17 protein-coding genes are annotated in these 19,202 nt (G+C 67.0%); 10 read left to right on the forward strand and 7 right to left on the reverse strand.

The annotated features are described in order from the left end of the window. Window positions 1–45: 45 nt before the first annotated feature. The 3 genes from RN02_RS07370 to ehuR all read right to left on the reverse strand — a co-directional run bounded on the left by RN02_RS07370 (window position 46) and on the right by ehuR (window position 3,638). Complete coding sequence (locus RN02_RS07370; protein ID WP_043313914.1) at window positions 46–1,038, reverse strand: cyclodeaminase; 993 nt, start codon at window positions 1,036–1,038, stop codon at window positions 46–48. Continuing rightward, a complete protein-coding gene (eutB, locus tag RN02_RS07375; RefSeq protein WP_043313916.1) occupies window positions 1,031–2,008 on the reverse strand; it encodes a hydroxyectoine utilization dehydratase EutB in 978 nt (325 codons plus the stop codon). The genes RN02_RS07370 and eutB overlap by 8 nt, the downstream gene beginning before the upstream one ends. Before the next feature lie 235 nt (window positions 2,009–2,243). Next, the gene (ehuR, locus tag RN02_RS07380; protein ID WP_043313951.1) at window positions 2,244–3,638 is read right to left on the reverse strand and encodes a MocR-like ectoine utilization transcription factor EhuR; all 1,395 of its coding nucleotides are present in this window, start codon (window positions 3,636–3,638) and stop codon (window positions 2,244–2,246) included. Window positions 3,639–4,041: 403 nt separating this feature from the next. Here ehuR and ehuB point away from each other — a divergent pair, with 403 nt between their 5' ends. Genes ehuB through ehuA form a run of 4 tightly spaced genes read left to right on the forward strand, consistent with a single transcriptional unit; the run spans window position 4,042 to window position 7,126 of the window. Further along, entirely contained in the window at window positions 4,042–4,896 is an 855-nt protein-coding gene (gene ehuB / locus RN02_RS07385) for an ectoine/hydroxyectoine ABC transporter substrate-binding protein EhuB (RefSeq protein WP_043313917.1), read from the forward strand. 60 nt (window positions 4,897–4,956) lie between these two features. Further along, window positions 4,957–5,613 (forward strand): ectoine/hydroxyectoine ABC transporter permease subunit EhuC, encoded by a 657-nt coding sequence (gene ehuC, locus RN02_RS07390; RefSeq protein ID WP_009614465.1) that lies wholly within the window; start codon window positions 4,957–4,959, stop codon window positions 5,611–5,613. Continuing rightward, a complete protein-coding gene (gene ehuD / locus RN02_RS07395) occupies window positions 5,613–6,269 on the forward strand; it encodes an ectoine/hydroxyectoine ABC transporter permease subunit EhuD (protein ID WP_009614464.1) in 657 nt (218 codons plus the stop codon). The genes ehuC and ehuD overlap by 1 nt, the downstream gene beginning before the upstream one ends. A 23-nt stretch (window positions 6,270–6,292) precedes the next feature. Further along, window positions 6,293–7,126: an ectoine/hydroxyectoine ABC transporter ATP-binding protein EhuA gene (gene ehuA / locus RN02_RS07400; protein ID WP_052267672.1), complete on the forward strand. Its 834-nt coding sequence runs from the start codon at window positions 6,293–6,295 to the stop codon at window positions 7,124–7,126. 440 nt (window positions 7,127–7,566) lie between these two features. Here ehuA and RN02_RS07405 read toward each other — a convergent pair whose 3' ends face one another. The 4 genes from RN02_RS07405 to RN02_RS07420 all read right to left on the reverse strand — a co-directional run bounded on the left by RN02_RS07405 (window position 7,567) and on the right by RN02_RS07420 (window position 10,935). Continuing rightward, the gene (locus RN02_RS07405) at window positions 7,567–7,833 is read right to left on the reverse strand and encodes a PilZ domain-containing protein (protein ID WP_009614462.1); all 267 of its coding nucleotides are present in this window, start codon (window positions 7,831–7,833) and stop codon (window positions 7,567–7,569) included. A gap of 56 nt (window positions 7,834–7,889) precedes the next feature. Further along, window positions 7,890–9,203, reverse strand: a complete 1,314-nt coding sequence (locus tag RN02_RS07410; RefSeq protein ID WP_043313920.1) for an Nramp family divalent metal transporter — start codon at window positions 9,201–9,203, stop codon at window positions 7,890–7,892. Between the two features lie 6 nt (window positions 9,204–9,209). Then, a complete protein-coding gene (locus tag RN02_RS07415; protein WP_043313922.1) occupies window positions 9,210–10,097 on the reverse strand; it encodes a lysophospholipid acyltransferase in 888 nt (295 codons plus the stop codon). A gap of 289 nt (window positions 10,098–10,386) precedes the next feature. Beyond that, window positions 10,387–10,935: a DNA-3-methyladenine glycosylase I gene (locus RN02_RS07420; protein WP_043313923.1), complete on the reverse strand. Its 549-nt coding sequence runs from the start codon at window positions 10,933–10,935 to the stop codon at window positions 10,387–10,389. A gap of 183 nt (window positions 10,936–11,118) precedes the next feature. On the opposite strand from RN02_RS07420, the gene glyQ reads away from it, so the two are divergent. The 6 genes from glyQ to RN02_RS07450 all read left to right on the forward strand — a co-directional run bounded on the left by glyQ (window position 11,119) and on the right by RN02_RS07450 (window position 19,078). Continuing rightward, a complete protein-coding gene (gene glyQ / locus RN02_RS07425; protein ID WP_043313925.1) occupies window positions 11,119–12,084 on the forward strand; it encodes a glycine--tRNA ligase subunit alpha in 966 nt (321 codons plus the stop codon). Further along, entirely contained in the window at window positions 12,084–14,138 is a 2,055-nt protein-coding gene (gene glyS / locus RN02_RS07430; RefSeq protein WP_043313926.1) for a glycine--tRNA ligase subunit beta, read from the forward strand. Before glyQ ends, glyS begins: the two co-directional genes overlap by 1 nt. A 78-nt stretch (window positions 14,139–14,216) precedes the next feature. Then, window positions 14,217–14,747 carry a D-glycero-beta-D-manno-heptose 1,7-bisphosphate 7-phosphatase gene (gmhB, locus tag RN02_RS07435; protein ID WP_043313928.1) on the forward strand — a complete coding sequence of 177 codons (531 nt, stop codon included), beginning with the start codon at window positions 14,217–14,219 and terminating at the stop codon, window positions 14,745–14,747. Between the two features lie 13 nt (window positions 14,748–14,760). After that, window positions 14,761–15,528, forward strand: a complete 768-nt coding sequence (locus tag RN02_RS07440) for a lysophospholipid acyltransferase family protein (RefSeq protein WP_052267673.1) — start codon at window positions 14,761–14,763, stop codon at window positions 15,526–15,528. Window positions 15,529–15,720: 192 nt separating this feature from the next. Beyond that, the gene (locus RN02_RS07445) at window positions 15,721–16,038 is read left to right on the forward strand and encodes a hypothetical protein (protein ID WP_043313931.1); all 318 of its coding nucleotides are present in this window, start codon (window positions 15,721–15,723) and stop codon (window positions 16,036–16,038) included. Window positions 16,039–16,642: 604 nt separating this feature from the next. Continuing rightward, window positions 16,643–19,078 carry a TOTE conflict system archaeo-eukaryotic primase domain-containing protein gene (locus tag RN02_RS07450; protein ID WP_052267675.1) on the forward strand — a complete coding sequence of 812 codons (2,436 nt, stop codon included), beginning with the start codon at window positions 16,643–16,645 and terminating at the stop codon, window positions 19,076–19,078. Window positions 19,079–19,202 lie beyond the last annotated feature (124 nt).

The raw sequence follows: 19,202 nt of genomic DNA on the forward strand, positions 1-19,202 counted from the left end.
GTCCCCTCTCCCGCTTGCGGGAGAGGGCTAGGGTGAGGGTGCTCTTCAACTGCTGAAGCGGAACCCCTTGCCCATGCGCTGCGCGCGCTGGAAGGCCAGGCCGGCGATGGCGGTGTCCTGGGCGCCGGTGCCGGTAAGGTCGCAGAGGGTCACGTCCCGGGCGCTGCGGCGGCCCGGGCGCTGGCCGGCGATGACCTGGCCGAGTTCGGCGAAGTCGGCGCCCGCCTCCACCAGGCCGGCTTCGATGGCGTGGTGCAGTTCGCCGAGTACGCGGGTCTGGCTCAGGCGGTCAGCGACGTAGCAGTCCAGCGCCGCCAGCGCGTCGGCGGCGATCTCGTTCTTGTGCTCGGCGTCCGAGCCCATGGCGGTGATGTGCAGGCCCGGGCGCAGGTGGCGCTTCCGGATCAGCGGCTCGCGGCTGGGCGTGGTGGTGATGGCGATGTCGGCGCCTTCCAGGGCTTCGTCGACGCTGGAACAGGCGACCACCGGGATGCCCAGGGCGGTGCTCAGCTCGGCGGCGCACTGGCGCGCCTTGGCCGCGTCGCGGGCCCAGAGGCTGGCGCCCTCGATCGGCCGCACCAGGCACAGCGCCTTGAGCTGCAGGCGCGCCTGCTCGCCGGCGCCGAGGATGGCCACCCGGCGGGCGTCCTCGCGGGCCAGCCACTTGGCGGCCACGGCGCCGGCGCAGGCGGTGCGCACGGCGGTGAGGTAGCCGTTGTCCAGCAGCAGGGCGTCGAGCAGCCCGGTATGCGCGGACAGCAGCATCATCATGCCGTTGAGGCTGGGCAGGCCGAGCTTGGGGTTATCGAAGAAGCCCGGGCTGACCTTGATGGCGAAGCGCGGCAGGCCCGGCAGGTAGGCGGTCTTCACGTCCACCTCGCCGTTGTGCTCGGGGATGTCCAGGCGCAGGATCGGCGGCATCGCCACCGCCGCCGTGGCCAGCAGGCGGAAGGCCTGCTCGACGGCGTCGAGGCTTTCATGGTCCAGCGCCACGCAGGCGCGCAGGTCGGCTTCGCTGAGCAGGGTGACGTCAGCCATGCAGGTCTTCCTCGATGATGCGTTGATGTTGTTCGATGGCGATGTTGCGGCCGCTGACGACCACCACCACCGGCCCTTCGGCGGCGATGCGGCCTTCCAGCAGCGCGGCGATGCCCACCGCCGCGGCGCCTTCCACCACTTGGCGTTCCTCGCGGTAGGCGTGGCGGATGCCGGCGGCGATGGCGGGCTCGTCGAGCAGGTGCAGCTCGTCGCAGTGGGCGCGGGCGAGGGCGAAGGTGTAGCGGTTGTCCAGGCCGATGCCGCCGCCGAGGGAGTCGGCGAGGGTCGGCAGTTCTTCCACTTCCACGGGCTGGCCGGCTTCCAGGCTGGCGGCCATGGCCGCGCCGCGGCGCATGCTGATGCCGTGCAGGCGGATCGACGGGTCGGCCGCCTTCAGCGCCACAGCCACGCCGCCGAACAATCCGCCGCCGGACAGCGGCACCAGCACCTGGCGCACCTGCGGCAGCTGTTCGAGGATTTCCAGGCCCAGGGTGCCCTGGCCGGCGATGATCTGCGGGTGGTCGAAGGGCGGCAGCAGCGCCGCGCCCTGGTCGCGGGCGATGCGCTCGGCCTCGGCCTGGGCGTCGTCCTGGCTGTTGCCGACGATGCGCACCTCGGCGCCGAGGGCGCGGATCGCCTCGACCTTGTTCGCCGGCACCAGGCGCGACAGGCAGATGGTGGCCGGCACGCCCAGCACGCGGGCGGCATGGGCGAGGGCGCGGCCGTGGTTGCCGGTGGAGGCGGCGACCACCCCGCGGGCCTTCCGGGCGTCGTCCAGCTGGGCGATGGCGTTGCTGGCGCCGCGCAACTTGAAGCTGCCGGTGATCTGCTGCGACTCCAGCTTCAGGTACACCGGCGCGCCCAGCAGCGCGGAGAGGCTGGGCGAATGCTCCAGCGGCGTCTGCCGCACCAGGCCGCGGATGCGCTGGCGGGCGCGGTACAGCTCGATCAGGGGGATCTCGTTGGCCATGGCGGCCTCCCGACAATGCAGTCGGGCCGAGTGTATGAGCGGGAAATTGTCGCGATGAATGTACTAGGACGATGTCGTGGAGATTGTCATTCGTCGTGGTAACGGGCGATGGGTATCGCTTCGCTCGACCCATCCTACGGGGAGAAATACCGTACTTCCCGGTAATTTGGAGCGCGCCCTGCCCGCGATTCGCGCGCAGGGCGCGCTCCTACAAGGGGACGGGGCGGCGGCCCGTTCAGAAATCGTGGATCTTCGGGTACTGCTCGAACAGCTCGCGCATGTCGTCCAGGGCCTGGGCCATGCGTTCGTCGCTGCATTCGGCGCCCATGCACAGGCGCACCGCGCGCGGCCGCGGCGTGCCGCGGACCATGAAGGGGTCCGGCGAGGTCACGGCGATGTGCCGGTGGCGCAGCTCGCGCACCAGGCTGTCCAGCTCCCAGTGCTCGGGAATGCCCATCCAGCAGCTCAGGGCCTGCGGCGCATGGCCCAACAGGTGTTCGGCGAAGCGCTCGGCCACCAGCGCCTGGCGCGCCGCCAGCAGGCGCCGCTGGCGTTCCACCAGAGCCTGGGCGTTGCCGTTGTGGATCCAGCGGGTGGCCACCTCGGCCAGCAGCGGCGCGGCCATCCAGCTGTTCACCCGCAGGATGCTCTCGGTGCGCAGGGCCAGGCGCCGCGGCACCACCAGGTAGCCGATGCGCAGGCCGGTGAGCACGCTCTTGGTGAAGCTGGTGCAGTAGAACGACAGCTCCGGCAGGTAGTGGCTCAGCGGCGGCGCGCGGTCCTCGCCCAGCAGCGGGCCGTAGACGTCGTCCTCGATGACGTAGACGCCGAAGCGCTGGGCGATGGCGGCGATCTCCCGGCGCCGGGTGTCGCTCATCAGGCTGGAGGTGGGGTTGTTCAGGTTGGGCGTGCACACCAGCGCGGTGATGCGCTCGTTGGCGCAGAGGTCTTCGAAGTGCTCCGGGTCGATGCCCTCGCGGTCGACCTCCACGCCCTTCAGGGTGAAGCCGAGCACCTGGGAATTGCCGATCACCCCATGGTCGGTGAGCTGCTCGCAGAGCACCACGTCGTCCGGCCCGGCCAGGGAGGCGAGGGCGATGAAGATGGCGTGGGCGGCGCCGTTGGTGATCAGCAGGTCGTCGCGCTCGCAGCGCAGGCCCTGTTGCGCCAGCCACTGCGCCGCCGCCTCGCGGTGGCCGTCGAAGCCGGCGATCGGCCGGCAGGCGCGCATCCACGGCTGGTCCGTCTCCTGCGCCAGCTGGCGGCAGGTGTCCTGCCACAGGCGATCGTGCTCGTCGGTGTGGACGATGCTGGCCATGGAGAAGTCCACCAGCGCGCGCTCGGGGTGGTCGAGCATGTAGCGCGACACGCCCTCGGTCATGCGCCGCGAGACGAAGCTGCCGCGGCCCACCTCGCAGCGCACCAGGCCCTGGCGCTCCAGCTCCTTGTAGGCGTTGGTCACCGTCTGCACGCTGATGCCCAGGCCGTCGGCCACCTGGCGCTGCGGCGGCAGGCGCTGGCCGTCGTGCAGGCGGCCCTGTTCGATTTCCGTGGCGATGGCCTGGACCAGCGTCTTGTACTTGGATTCGCCGACCCGCAGGCCGGCCAGCGCGTGGCGCCAGCTTTGCATGATGGGCATTCCCCTTCGACCTCGGCACAGGGTGATGGATCAGGGCATTTCCATGGATTGTCCTAGTGCAATTCCGACGCCGGAAAGCCTTTTGTATGCTCGGGCCGACCAGCCGCCCATGCCGCCGCCCCGCGGCACAGGGCCGGCGCAGAAAAAAGCCGCGGATGGGCGCGTCGCGACAGGCGGTTTTTTCCGCCGCGACGGCGCCGATCGGGAACAGCCGCAAGGCTGGACGGCTTAGTCTGCAACGCAACCAATGCCCTCTGTCGGGGCAGTACTTCGGAAGGCCCGCCCGGCGGGTCCCAACATAAGAACAACAGTCGCACGACATCGCTACCTGCCATCCACCGCCGCGTCCCAACACCACAACAAGGCCGGCACGAGAAGATCAGGAGATCCGAAGATGAGTACCGCCCCCCGTTCCCTCCATCGCCTGGGCCTGGCCTGTACCCTGCTGGTGGGCCTTGCGGCCAGCTTCGCCAGCCAGGCCGAGACCACCCTGGAACGCATCCAGAGCACCGGCACGGTGCGCATCGGCTACGCCAACGAGGCGCCCTTCGCCTACACCGAGACCTCCGGCAAGGTCACCGGCGAGTCGCCGGAGATCGCCACCAAGGTGTTCACTGCCATGGGCGTGAAGAAGGTCGAACCGGTGCTCACCGAGTGGGGCGCGCTGATCCCCGGGCTGCGCGCCGGGCGCTTCGACGTGATCGCCGCGGGCATGTACATCACCCCGCCGCGCTGCCAGCAGGTGATCTTCACCGACCCGCACTACCAGATCCCCGACACCCTGCTGGTGACGCGGGGCAACCCGAAAAACCTGCACAGCTACGCCGACGTTGCGAAGAACCCGGACGTGCGCCTGGCGATCATGTCCGGCACCGCCGAGCTGGGCTACGCCCGCGCCGAGGGGGTGAGCGACGAGCAGATCGTCCAGGTCCCGGACACCACCGCGCAACTGCAGGCGGTGCGCGCCGGCCGCGCCGACGCCAGCGTCGGCACCGCACTGACCATGAAGGGCCTGGCGGCCAAGGGCGGCGACAGCGTCGAGGCCATCGCCGACTTCAAGGACGACCCGGCGCACATCGGCTACGGCGCCCTGGCCTTCCGCCCGGAGGACAAGGACCTGCGCGACGCGGTGAACCAGCAGCTGAAGAAGTGGCTGGGCAGCGACGAGCACCTGCAGACGGTCAAGCCGTTCGGCTTCGACAAGTCCAACCTGACCGACAAGAGCGCCGCCGAGCTCTGCAAACAGTGACCGCAGGGGGCCCCGCCCCCTCGGCCGTTCCGTCGAACCTGTCGATACGGGATGCGCAACATGGGTGAATTGCTTCCACTGCTGCTGGAGGGCGCCTGGGTCACCGTCCAGGTCACCTTCTTCGGCTCGCTGCTGGCGGTGGCGCTGGCCATAGTCGCCGCCCTCGGCCGCCTGGCGCCGTGGCCGGCGGTGCGCTGGCTGGCCATCGGCTACATCGAGCTGTTCCGCGGCACCTCGCTGCTGGTGCAGCTGTTCTGGCTGTTCTTCGTACTGCCGCTGCCGCCGTTCAACCTGGAACTGGGCGCCTACACGGTGGCCATCCTCGGCCTGGGCCTGCACATCGGCGCCTATGGCGCGGAGGTGATGCGCGGGGCCATTGGCTCGGTGCCCAAGGGGCAGTACGAGGCCGCGCTGGCGCTGAACATGACGCCGTTCACGCGCTTCCGCCGGATCATCCTGCCGCAGGCGCTGCTGTGCGCCATACCGCCGGGCACCAACCTGCTGATCGAGCTGCTGAAGAACACCTCGCTGGTGTCGCTGATCACCCTCTCGGACCTGACCTTCCGCGCCCGCCAGCTGGACCAGGCGACCTTCGAGACGCTGAAGATCTTCACCCTGACCCTGGTGCTGTACTTCGCCATGGCCCAGGCCATCGTCTTCCTCATGCGCCGCCTGGAACGCCGGCTGGGGCATGGGCGCATCCGGGGAGGCCTGTGATGAAGTTGTTCGACTGGCAATTCGCCTGGCAGATCCTGCCGCAGCTGCTGCACGCCTCGCTCAAGACCATCGGCATCACCCTGGTCGGCTTCGCCCTGGCGGTGGTCTTCGGCCTGCTCTTCGCCCTGGCCCGGCGCAGCCGGCACTTCTGGCTGTCGTGGCCGGCGGCCTGGCTGATCGAGTTCATCCGCAGCACGCCGCTGCTGATCCAGGTGTACTTCCTGTTCTACGTGCTGCCCAGCTACGGGCTGAACATGACCTCGCTGGTGGCCGGCACCCTGGGCATCGCCCTGCACTATGCCTGCTACACCGCCGAGGTCTACCGCGCCGGCCTGGAGTCGGTGCCGCGCGGGCAGTGGGAGGCGGTCACGGCGCTGAACTTCTCGCCGTGGCGGGCCTACCGCCAGGTGATCCTGCCCCAGGCCATCCGCCCGGTGCTGCCGGCCCTGGGCAACTACCTGATCGCCATGTTCAAGGACACCCCGGTGCTCTCGGCGATCACCGTGGTGGAAATCATGCAGCAGGCCAAGAACATCGGCTCCGACAGCTTCCGCTACCTGGAGCCGATCACCCTGGTCGGGGTGTTCTTCCTGCTCATCAGCATCAGCCTGGCCGGCGTGGTCCGCCAGGTGGAAAAACGCACGGCACTGCCATGAAAGCGCCCACCGGAGGAAACCCCATGACCGTCCTGTCCATGACCACCCGGCCGCTGGCCGACGAGGCCCCGCGGGCACAGACCGCCCAGCCGATGGTGCGCTTCCGCGACGTGTGCAAGAGCTACGGCAGCTTCAGCGTGCTGAACCACCTGGACCTGGAAGTAGGCGCCAACGAGAAGGTCGCCATCATCGGCCCCAGCGGCTCGGGCAAGTCTACCCTGCTGCGCGCCCTGATGACCCTGGAGAGCATCGACAGCGGGGCGATCGAGGTGGACGGCGAGCCGCTCACCCACCAGTTGCGCAACGGCGAGCCGGTGCGCGCCTCGGAAGCCCACGTGCGCCGCGTGCGCGGCAAGATCGGCATGGTGTTCCAGAGCTTCAACCTGTTCCCGCACATGAGCGCGCTGAAGAACGTGATGGAAGCGCCGGTGCAGGTGCTGGGCATGCGCCGCGACGAGGCCCGCGAGCGCGCCGTGGAACTGCTGGAGATGGTCGGCCTGGGCAACAAGCTGGAGCACTACCCCTCGCAGCTCTCCGGCGGCCAGCAGCAACGCGTGGCCATCGCCCGCGCCCTGGCCATGCGGCCGAAGGTGATGCTGTTCGACGAGGTGACCTCGGCGCTGGACCCGGAGCTGTGCGGCGAAGTGCTCAACGTGGTGCGCCGGCTCGGCACCGAGCACAACCTGACCATGCTGATGGTCACCCACCAGATGGGCTTCGCCCGCGAATTCGCCGACCGGGTGTGCTTCTTCCACCAGGGCAGCATCCTGGAACAGGGGACGCCGGAGCAGCTGTTCGGGCATCCGCAGCATGAGCGGACGCGGTGTTTCCTGAGCGCGGTGAACGAGGCGAGTTGAGGGGGGGCCTGGTTTTTTGCAGGAGCGAGCTTGCTCGCGAACAGTGCTCAACTGTGATTTCGGTGTGTTGGCTTGGCTCCGCTCCCTCTCCCCAACCCTCTCCCTGAAGGGAGAGGGAGCTTGTCCGTGCCGAGAGAAGATTTGGTGTCAGCCGGCAGTCCCTGTGCTAGCCGGCTGACTCCATAACATCAGCGTCTGCCCAACGGTCCCCTCTCCCTTCAGGGAGAGGGTTAGGGAGAGGGCGTTCTTTGGACCCCTGCCAATTCCTGCCGGCGGAACACCCTTCGCGAGCAAGCTCGCTCCTACGAAAAGCCATGCCCATCCACACCGTAGGAGCGGACCTTGTCCGCGATAGCCGGCCGTCCCGGCGCGATTCGCGGATGAGATCCGCGCCTATGGTGTCAGAGAGCAGGTTCCCCAGCCCACCACAGTAGCCACTCTCAGTCGGAATCGACGAAACGCAGGCCGGCGCCCTCGGCGTCGGTGCGCATGACTTCCATCTCCAGCACCGGCGCTTCCATGGGCAGGTCCTGCACCTGGCCGTGCACGCGGGTGCCGGGAGCAAGCCCGGCCAGGGCCGCGTGGCGCACGTAGACGCCGCCGTCGGAGAGGTCACGGGTGTGGCCGATGACCTCGCCGAAGCTGGGGTGGACGATCTTGATCCTGCACTTCATCGGGGTACGCGGGTACTGCCTCTGATTCGCCATGCTCGGCATCCGTCCGGAATGTCAGCGGCATAGTCGGCCCGATCCGCCGCCGCCGGTCAAGCGGCCAGTTGCCCCAGCAGCCAGAGGTTGGCGCCGCTGATGACCACGAACAGCAGCCAGGCCAGCACGCGGGTCGGCCAGCGGTTAGCGAATTCGCCCATCAGCGCGCGGTCGCTGGTGAAGCGGATCAGCGGCCAGAGCGCGAAGGGCAGCTGCAGGCTGAGCACCACCTGGCTGAACACCAGCAGCTTGCCCACCGCCCTGTCGCCCATCAGCATCACCCCCAGCAGCGCCGGGATCAGCGCCAGGGCGCGGGTGATCAGGCGGCGCTGCCAGCAGGGAATCTTCATCTGCAGGAAGCCTTCCATGATCACCTGGCCGGCGATGGTGCCGGTGAAGGTGGAACTCTGCCCGGAGGCGAGCAGAGCGACGCCGAAGAGGATCGCGGCCAGGCCGGCGCCGACCAGGGGTTCGAGCAGGCGGTAGGCGTCCTGGATCTCGGTGACGTCGGCGTGCCCGGTCTCGTGGAAGGCCGCGGCGGCGAGGATCAGGATGGCGGCGTTGATCAGCAGCGCCAGGCTCAGCGAGACCACGGTGTCCAGCCGCGCCAGGCGGATCGCCGAGGCCTTGCCCTGGCTGCCGGCCACCGCGCGGGTCTGCACGATGGAGGAGTGCAGGTAGAGGTTGTGCGGCATCACGGTGGCGCCGAGGATGCCGATGGCCAGGTACAGCGGCTCGCGCTGGCCGAGGGTGTCCAGGCTGGGCACGAAGCCGGCGGCGACGTCCGGCCAGTACGGCTTGATCAGCACCAGCTCGACCACGTAGCAGGCGCTGATGGTGACGATCAGCCCCAGCATGATCGCCTCCAGGTGGCGGAAGCGCTGGCCCTTGAGGCCGAGGACAATCAGGGTGTCGAGGGCGGTGAGAAGGATGCCGCCGGTGAGGTTCACCCCCAGCAGCAGGTGGAACGCCAGGGCGCAGCCGAGCACCTCGGCCAGGTCCGTGGCGATGATCGACAACTCCGCCAGCAGCCACTGGACCTTGGCCATGGCCGGGCTGTAGCGCTGCCGCGAGAGCTGCGCCAGGTCCTGGCCGGTGACGATGCCCAGGCGCATGGCCAGGCACTGCAGGACCATGCCGGCGAGGCTGGACAGCAGCACCACGTAGAGCAGCTGGTAGCCGAAGCCGGAACCGGCCTCAATGGCCGTGGCCCAGTTGCCCGGGTCCATGTAGCCGATGGACACCAGCAGGCCCGGCCCGGCGAACTGCAGGATGCGCTTCCACAGCGGCGCGCTGGGCGAAACGACGACGCTGCCCCTGACCTCGGAAGGGCAGAAGGGCGCGGTGGCGGTAGTCGGCAATCCCCACATGTCAGTTCAATACCACCTGGCTTCGCCTTCCGGGCGCTTCTTGAAGCGCTTCATGGTCCACATGTACTGGCTCGGGTAGTCGCGCACGTAGCGGGCCAGCTCGCGGCTCAGGGCGGCGACCGAGACTTCCATGTCCTTGTCGTACATGTCCGCCGGCGCGGCTTCGAGGATCACCTTGTAGCCGCTGCCGTCGGGCAGGCGCACCGCGTGGAAGAACACCCCGCGCGCCTTGCCGCGCGACAGCAGCGAGGGCACGAACTTGCTGGTCAGTGCGGTGGTGCCCAGGTAGGGCACGAACAGCCCCGAGCCCAGGTCCGGTTCCGGGTCGCACGGGATGCCGACGCAGCCGCCACGCCGCACTTCCTTGATCACGCTGATGATGCCTTCGGGGGTCGACGGCGCCACGCGGTTGCCCAACTGCACGCGCTGCTTCTTCAGCAGATCGTCCACCGCCTTCAGCTTCGGCGGGCGGTAGAAGATGATCGGCTTGGCGTAGGAGCAGTAGAAGTGGTTGAGCACTTCCCAGTTGCCCAGGTGGCTGGTGATGCCCACCAGGCCGTCGCCGGAGGCCAGGGCCTCTTCCAGCACCTCCATGCCCTCGACCTCGCGGATGTACTGCAGCGACTTCTGCGGCGGCCAGATCCAGGCGCAGGCGCTCTCGGTGAGGGTCCTGCCGATGTCCATCAGGCTCTGGCCCAGCAGCTTGTCCAGCTCCGCGGCGGACAGCTCGGGGAAGCAATGCGAGATGTTGATGCGCGCCACCTCGCGGGAGCGGTTGGGCAGCTTCCACATCAGCCAGCCGATGGCGGCCCCCAGCCCCTGCACCGCCCGCCAGGGCAGCATGGCGAACAGGCGCAGCCCACCCACCACCAAGGCACCTTTGAATTTCTCCACGGAATGCTCCTTCAGCCGAATGCGCACATTCTAACCAGCGGGCACGGGCGAAGGCGAAAGGCGCTCGGCAATGGGGGCGATAGAAACAGCCTGAATCCACGCACCGGGTGATCCGGCCATGCCTTTTCTTTCCATGTAGGAGCGCGCCCTGCGCGCGAATCGCGGGCAGGGCCCGCTCACGATCGTAGGATGGGTGGAGCGAAGCGATACCCATCGCCATGGCCGCATGGGTTTCGCCGAGGCTCAACCCATCCTACGAAGAGCGCGTGGAAGCGAATTCCGTCCGCAGTCAGGACAGCTCCGCGTAGCGGTCGCAATCGGTGGTGTGGTCCATCACCATCCCCGTGGCCTGCATGAAGGCGTAGCAGATGGTCGGCCCAACGAAGGTGAAGCCGGCCTTCTTCAGTGCGCGGCTCATGGCCTCGGCCTCGGGCGTCACCGCCGGGACGTCGCCGCGGCCGCTGAAATGGTTGACCTTCGGCTGGCCGCCGACGAAGGACCAGAGGAATTCCACCGGCTCGGGCAGTTCCAGCCAGGCCCGGGCGTTCTGCCGCGCGGCCTTGAGCTTGGCCAGGTTGCGGATGATGCCCGTATCCTGCATGCGCTGCTCGATCTCCTCGTCGCTCATGCGCGCCAGGCGCTCGGGGTCGAAACCGAACAGCACCTCGCGGTAGCGCTCGCGCTTGCGCAGCACGGTGATCCACGACAGCCCGGCCTGGGCGCCTTCGAGCACCAGCATTTCGAACAGCGCCTGCGGGTCTCTCTGCGGCACGCCCCACTCGGCGTCGTGGTAGGCGATGTACAGCGGGTCGTCGTTGCACCAGAAGCAGCGGGGCATGGCGGTCGTCCTGACGGGGCGAAGGAAAGTCCCACTATAGCCGGAACACTGTATGAAGATACAGTTCAATACCCGCTTCCAGCCGTTTGCGAATTCATCCGAAAACGTGCGCGCACCCCAAGCGGTGCGCGGCTTCGGGTATACTGCGGGGTTTTCGTCGCATACCCAGCACAGGTGAAATTCGTGAGCCAGACTACGCCCGCCGTGCGCACCTTCCAGGACCTGATCCTCGCCCTGCAACAGTACTGGGCCGACCAGGGCTGCGTGGTGCTGCAGCCCTACGACATGGAAGTTGGCGCCGGCACCTTCCATACCGCCACCTTCCTGCGCGCCATCGGCCCGGAGACCTGGAACGCCGCCTACGTGCAGCCCAGCCGCCGCCCCACCGACGGCCGCTACGGCGAGAACCCGAACCGCCTGCAGCACTACTACCAGTTCCAGGTGGTGCTCAAGCCCAACCCGGAGAACTTCCAGGAGCTCTACCTGGGCTCGCTGAAGGCCATCGGCATCGACCCGCTGGTGCACGACATCCGCTTCGTCGAGGACAACTGGGAATCGCCGACCCTCGGCGCCTGGGGCCTGGGCTGGGAAATCTGGCTGAACGGCATGGAAGTCACCCAGTTCACCTACTTCCAGCAGGTCGGCGGCATCGAGTGCTACCCGGTCACCGGCGAGATCACCTACGGCCTGGAGCGCCTGGCCATGTACATCCAGGGCGTCGACTCGGTGTACGACCTGGTGTGGGCCGACGGCCCGTTCGGCAAGGTCACCTATGGCGACGTGTTCCACCAGAACGAGGTGGAGCAGTCGACCTACAACTTCGAGCACGCCAACGTCGAGAAGCTGTTCGAACTGTTCGACTTCTACGAAAGCGAAGCCAACCGCCTGATCGAGCTGCAGCTGCCGCTGCCGACCTACGAGATGGTCCTCAAGGCCTCGCACACCTTCAACCTGCTGGACGCGCGCCGTGCCATCTCGGTGACCGAGCGCCAGCGCTACATCCTGCGCGTGCGCACCCTGGCCCGCGCCGTGGCGCAAAGCTACCTGCAGGCCCGCGCCCGCCTCGGCTTCCCGATGGCCACCCCCGCTCTTCGTGATGAAGTGCTGGCGCGTGACGAAGTACTGGCCAAGCTGAAGGAGGCCGAATAATGAGCGCGAAGGATTTCCTCGTCGAACTGGGCACCGAAGAGCTGCCCCCCAAGGCCCTGAAGAGCCTCGGTGAAGCCTTCCTGGCCGGCATCGAGAAGGGCCTTAAGGCCGCAGGCCTGACCTACTCGGCCGCCCGCTACTACGCCGCGCCGCGCCGCCTGGCCGTGCAGATCAACCAGCTCGCCGTGCAGCAGCCCGACCGCACCGTGAACCTCGACGGCCCGCCGCTGCAGGCCGCCTTCGACGCCAGCGGCAACCCGACCCAGGCCGCCCTGGGCTTCGCCAAGAAGTGCGGCGTGGACCTGGCGCAGATCGACCAGAGCGGACCCAAGCTGAAGTTCAGCCAGACCATTGCCGGCCAGCCGGCCGTAGGCCTGCTGCCGGGTATCGTCGAAACCTCGCTGAACGACCTGCCGATTCCCAAGCGCATGCGCTGGGCCGCCCGCCGCGAAGAGTTCGTGCGTCCGACGCAGTGGCTGGTGATGCTGTTCGGCGACGAGGTGGTGGAGTGCGAGATCCTCACCCGCAAGGCCGGCCGTGAATCCCGTGGCCACCGCTTCCACAACCCGGACAACGTGCTGATCTCCAGCCCCGCCAACTACCTGGAAGACCTGCGCAGCGCCCACGTGCTGGCCGACTTCGCCGAGCGCCGCGAAATCATCGCCAAGCGCGTCGCCGAGCTTGCCGCCGAGCAGAAGGGCAGCGCCATCGTGCCGCCGGCCCTGCTGGACGAAGTGACCGCCCTGGTCGAATGGCCGGTGCCGCTGGTGTGCTCCTTCGAGGAACGCTTCCTCGCCGTGCCCCAGGAAGCGCTGATCACCACCATGCAGGACAACCAGAAGTACTTCTGCCTGCTGGACGCCAACGGCAAGCTGCTGCCGCGCTTCATCACCGTGGCCAACGTGCAAAGCAAGGCGCCCGAGCACATCGTCTCGGGCAACGAGAAGGTCGTGCGCCCACGCCTGACCGACGCCGAGTTCTTCTTCAAGCAGGATCAGAAGCAGCCGCTGGAGCGCTTCAACGAGCGCCTGAAGAACGTGGTGTTCCAGGCCCAGCTCGGCACCGTGTTCGAGAAGGCCGAGCGCGTCTCCGCCCTGGCCGCCTTCATCGCCGAGCGCATTGGCGGTGATGCGAAGAACGCCGCCCGCGCCGGCATCCTCTCCAAGTGCGACCTGGCCACCGAGATGGTCGGCGAGTTCCCGGAGATGCAGGGCATCGCCGGCTACTACTACGCAACGGCGGGTGGCGAAGCCAACGACGTCGCCCTGGCGCTGAACGAGCAGTACATGCCGCGCGGCGCCGGCGCCGAGCTGCCGAGCACCCTGACCGGCGCCGCGGTGGCGGTGGCCGACAAGCTCGACACCCTGGTCGGCATCTTCGGCATCGGCATGCTGCCCACCGGCAGCAAGGACCCGTACGCCCTGCGCCGCGCCGCCCTGGGCGTGCTGCGCATCCTCATCGAGAAGCAGCTGGACCTCGACCTGGGCGAGGCCATCGCCTTCGCCGTCGGCCAGTACGGCGACAAGGTCAAGGCCGAGGGCCTGGCTGCCCAGGTCCAGGACTTCATCTTCGACCGCCTGCGCGCGCGCTACGAGGACGAAGGCGTAGACGTCGCCGTGTACCAGGCCGTGCGCGCCCTGACGCCGACCGCGCCGCTGGACTTCGACCAGCGCGTGCAGGCCGTGCAGGCCTTCCGCCAACTGCCCGAAGCCGAGGCCCTGGCCGCCGCCAACAAGCGCGTGTCCAACATCCTCGCCAAGGCCGAAGGGGAGGTGCCGCAGAGCGTGAATGCCGGCCTGCTCAACGAGGCTGCCGAGAAGGCCCTGGGCAGCGCCGTGGCGGCCGCCGAAGGCGAAGTGGCGCCGCTGGCCCGGGCGCGCGACTACCGCGCCGCCCTGGCCCGCCTGGCGGCCCTGCGCGCCCCGGTGGACGCCTTCTTCGAGGAAGTCCTGGTCAACGCCGACGACAGCGCCGTGCGCGCCAACCGCTACGCCCTGCTGGCGAAGCTGCGTGGGCTGTTCCTCGGCGTCGCCGACATCTCTCTGTTGGGGTAATGGAGCTGGAGGCTGGAAGCCTGAAGCTGGAAATTCTTCCCGCTTCAAGCTTCCGGCTTCAAGCCTCTGGCTAAAGCTATGAAGTTATTGATCGTCGACCGCGACGGCGTCATCAACCAGGACTCCGACGCGTACATCAAATCCCTCGACGAGTGGATTCCCATTCCCGGCGCCATCGCCGCCATCGCCCGCCTGAGCAAGGCCGGCTGGACGGTCGCGGTGGCCACCAACCAGTCCGGCATCGCCCGCGGCTACTACGACCTGGCGACGCTGGAAAGCATGCACGCGCGGCTGCGCGAACTGGTGGCGGAGCAGGGCGGCGAACTGGGCCTGATCGTCCATTGCCCCCATGGACCCGACGAAGGCTGCGAGTGCCGCAAGCCGAAGCCGGGTATGCTCAGGCAGATCGCCGCGCACTACGACGTTCCGCTCAAGGGCGTATGGTTCGTCGGCGACACCCGGGGTGACCTGGACGCCGCCCTGGCCGTCGACTGTCAGCCCGTGCTGGTGAAAACCGGCAAGGGCGAACGTACCCTGGCCAAACCGCTGCCCGAAGGCACGCTGGTCTTCGACGACCTGGCCGCCGTCGCTTCCCACCTCTTGCCCTAAGGACCCGCTGACCATGTCGACAGTGCAGGCCACCAGAACCGTTCTTTTCTACCTGCTGCTGTCCGCCAGCGCCTTCCTCTGGGGCACCCTCAGCCTGCTGATCGCACCCTTCCTGCCGTTCCGCGCGCGCTACCGCTTCGTGGTCCAGCGCTGGTGCCGCTTCGCCGTCTGGCTGGCCTGGCACATGGTCGGCGTGCGCTACCGCCTGAGCGGCCTGGAGAACATCCCGCAGAAGCCCTGCGTGATCCTCTCCAAGCACCAGAGCACCTGGGAGACCTTCTTCCTCTCCGGCTACTTCGAGCCGCTGAGCCAGGTGCTCAAGCGCGAGCTGCTGTTCGTGCCCTTCTTCGGCTGGGCCCTGGCCCTGCTCAGGCCCATCGCCATCGACCGCAGCCAGCCCAAGCTGGCCCTCAAGCAGCTCGCCAAGCAAGGCCACGAGCGCCTGCAGCAGGGCGCCTGGGTGCTGATCTTCCCGGAAGGCACGCGCATCCCCACCGGCGAGCTGGGCAAGTTCTCCCGCGGCGGCGCGGCCCTGGCGGTGAACGCCGGCCTGCCGGTGCTGCCCATCGCCCACAACGCCGGCCACTGCTGGCCGAAGAACGGCTGGGCCAAGCACCCGGGCACCATCGAGGTGGTGATCGGCCCGGCGATGCACGCCGAAGGCGAGGGCCCGCGCGCCATCGCCGAACTCAACCAGCGCGCCGAGGAATGGGTGGCGCGGACGCTGCGCGAGATGGGCGAGCTGCCGGCGCCGGCAACCCCCAAGGCCGACGTGGCCTGAAGCGCATACCCGAGCAGCAGAGGACAGGGCCCAAAAGGGCCCTGTTTTCGTTTCTGGCGCACGATGAGGCGATACGGCAACCATCCCCTGGATTTTGTCCGATACGCCCTCCACGCGCGTCCCAGGCGGCCTATAAGCTCAAGGGCAGGCCCCAGGGAAGAGCGCTCGCCATGCCTTCGATCGAACCGCGTCATGCTGCTGCGCAATCCCCAGGCGGCCTTCTGCGGCGGCACCCTGGTGTTCCCCGGCGGCAAGGTGGAACAGGCCGACGGCCATGCGCGGCTCCGTCAGCACTGCCTGGGCGCGGATGCCCTGGACGACGACGAACTGCGTTTCCGCGTGGCGAGGCTGCGCGAACTGTTCGAGGAGAGCGGCATCCTCCTGGCACGACGCGCGGGTAGCGAGCAGCCTTGGCTGGAGGAAATTGGCGGTATCCGCCATCTGTGTATTCCCGAGGATGCAGGCTACCCCGAGGCGGTTTTTCCGCTAAGGCCCGGTGCGGGTTTCTGAAGCCGTTTTCCGCATAAACGCCCTCCTTGGTCGGAGAGCGGCTTCGGAGCAAGCCCAACAATTGCCCTCATGGCGTTTCCTATAGGGAAGAGGCCCTCCGCCCCGACCTCGCCATATCCGCCGAATCACGAACGGAGTCCTACGGAGTCTCCTCGTAGGATGGGTTGAGCGAAGCGATACCCATCACCGCAACCGCATGGGTTTCGCAGGCTCAACCCATCCTACGAAGAGCACCTCGGCGCGACCGGCAAGACACATCAGGGAAGCACGGGCGTAGGAGCGGACTCCGTCCGCGATTGGCCTCACCAGCCTCGCCGAACGCCCCGGTGGCACGGCCAACGGCGGATAACCGCGAACGGTTATGCGCCCTACGCGCTCCTTCGCTCGCGAGAGTGACGGGGACGATCAGGCGCTTCAGGACGACGCCGAACTCTCCGCCTGCTCCGAACAACCCCCTCTCCCTCTGGGAGAGGGCTGGGGTGAGGGAGCGGAACCAGAGCCAGGATGCCTTCGCTGAACCATGGCAGAGCCTAAAAACAGCATTACAACCACCGCTCGGCAATTTGGCTTTATGGTAATGATTTGCCGTCAGGCCCACGACCTGATGGCCGATGAGAGGTCGAAAGAAGGTCGTTTCATTGTGAAGGTCGATAAGGATCAGTTGGAACATTTGCGGGCGGAGAACGCTCGCTTGATCGAGCTACTGGAAGCCCATGGCATCGACTGGCGCCTGCCTGACGGCCGACCGAGCCGTCCCCCGACGCCAACCAAGCATCTCGATACGGACGCAAAGCTGGCGCTCTTCAAACGTCTTTTCCGCGGCAGGGCCGATGTGTTCCCCATACGCTGGGAAAGCAAGGCTGGCAAATCAGGCTACTCGCCTGCCTGTGCCAATGAATGGCGGCCAGGCATATGCCAGAAGCCTCGGATCAAATGCGGGGATTGCTCGCATCGCCAACTACTGCCACTCACCGACCAGGTGCTCTACAAGCATCTGGCTGGAGAGATCGTGATCGGCGTGTATCCGCTGCTCCCGGATGACACCTGCCATTTCCTAGCAGTGGATTTTGACGAAGCCGATTGGCGAGACGATGCCCGGGCATTCATCCGCTCATGCCAAGAGCTGAACGTACCTGTTGCGTTGGAGGTTTCGCGTTCCGGCAATGGCGCCCACGCCTGGATATTCTTCGAACACAAGGTTCCCGCCCATGAGGCCCGGCAACTCGGCTCGGCCATCATCAGCCACACCTGCGACCGTACCCGCCAATTGACGCTGGCGTCCTACGATCGGTTGTTTCCGAATCAGGACAGCATGCCCAAGGGCGGCTTTGGCAACCTCATCGCCTTACCTCTGCAGAAGCAGGCTCGCGCGCATGGCGGGAGCGTCTTCGTCGACGAAGCACTGGCTCCCTATCCGGATCAATGGGCATTCCTGGCCAGCCTTCAGCCGATGCCCGTGCAAGCCATTGCCGCCACTACGCTACAGGCGACGGAGGGGCGTCATCCCCTGGATGTCATCGAGGTGACGGATGAGGATGAACGCAAACCCTGGCATGAGCCCTCGGCGGCCCCCAGGAAATTGAGCGTCCCTCTGCCAAGCTCGGTGAATGTGACGCTGGCCAACCAGATCTATTTCGAAAAGACGGAACTCCCTCAGCCGTTGGTCAACAAGCTGATCAGGTTGGCGGCCTTCCAGAACCCCGAGTTCTACAAGGCCCAGGCCATGCGCCTGCCAGTATGGAACAAGCCGCGGATCATCGGTTGCGCAGAGAACTTCCCTCGCCACATTGCCCTGCCTCGGGGCTGCCTCGATGAAGTACGGGCGCTGCTGCACGAGAATGCCATCGACCTCGTGGTTCAGGATGAGCGCTACGCAGGGCAGCCCATCGAAGTCGACTTCGCAGGCAAGCTACGTCCTGACCAGGAAGCCGCCCTCGAAGCCGTGACGCAATACGAGACGGGGGTTCTTTGTGCACCCACCGCATTCGGAAAAACCGTTACCGCCTCGGCCCTGATCGCCAGACGGCGAGTGAACACACTGATACTGGTGCACAGGACCGAACTACTGCAGCAGTGGAAAGAGCGCCTGCAGGCTTTCCTCGGCGTCGATAAGGCCGTTGTCGGCAGTATCGGAGGAGGCAAGGCAAGGCCCACGGGTATCATCGACGTCGCCTTGATGCAGTCGCTATCCCGCAAGGGCGAGGTCGACGAGCAAGTGAAGCGGTACGGGCAAATCATCGTGGATGAATGCCATCACCTGTCGGCCTTTTCGTTCGAGGCCATCCTGAAGAGCGCTCCTGCCAGGTATGTGCTGGGCCTGACAGCCACACCGATACGCCGGGATGGCCAGCAGCCGATTATCTTCATGCAGTGTGGGCCGATACGGCATACGGCGGCCAGGCCCGAAAGCGCCCCTGTCGATCTGCTCGTACTACCGCGGTGGTCGTCCAGGCCGATCGTTACGCAAGAAGGGGCGGGTATCCAGGAGGTCTTCCTGCTGATTGCCAGGGATACGGAGAGGACGGAGCGCATCGTTGCCGAGGTGGTTGCTGCCTTCAACCAGGGGAGGAAGATCCTGGTGCTGACGGAGCGAACGGACCATCTCAATGCGCTCGAGGAAAAATTGCCTGGGCAGATCAAGAATCTGTTCGCACTGCATGGCCGGCTTTCCAGGAAACAGCGTGCAGCCCTCATGGAGGGGTTGGCGGCCCTGCCTGCCGATGCACCCCGGGTAATCCTGGCCACCGGCAAGCTGGTGGGCGAAGGCTTCGATCATCCGCCCCTGGATACGCTCATACTGGCCATGCCGGTCTCCTGGAAGGGAACGCTTCAACAGTATGCAGGGCGATTGCACCGTGAACATTCGAGCAAGGCTGACGTGCGCATCATCGACTTCGTCGACGCAGGGCACCCTGCCTTGCTTCGGATGTGGAGCAAGCGGGAGGCGGGTTATAGAGCCATGGGCTATCGCTTTGCGGAGGCATCCAGTTCCCTGGAGCTGTTCGGCCCGGCCATAGCCATCGACGACAATAGCGACTAGACAAGCCAAGGCTGCAGAAGCCCGGATGATTCACGCTCGATCACCGAGCAACGCCAGTAGCAACCATTCTGGCGACCAGCCATAAAAAACCCCGGCTGACCTTTCGGAGAGCCGGGGTTTTCAA

This window comes from Pseudomonas sp. PI1 (assembly GCF_000812405.1).
GTDB classification, from domain to species: Bacteria; Pseudomonadota; Gammaproteobacteria; order Pseudomonadales; family Pseudomonadaceae; genus Pseudomonas; species Pseudomonas citronellolis.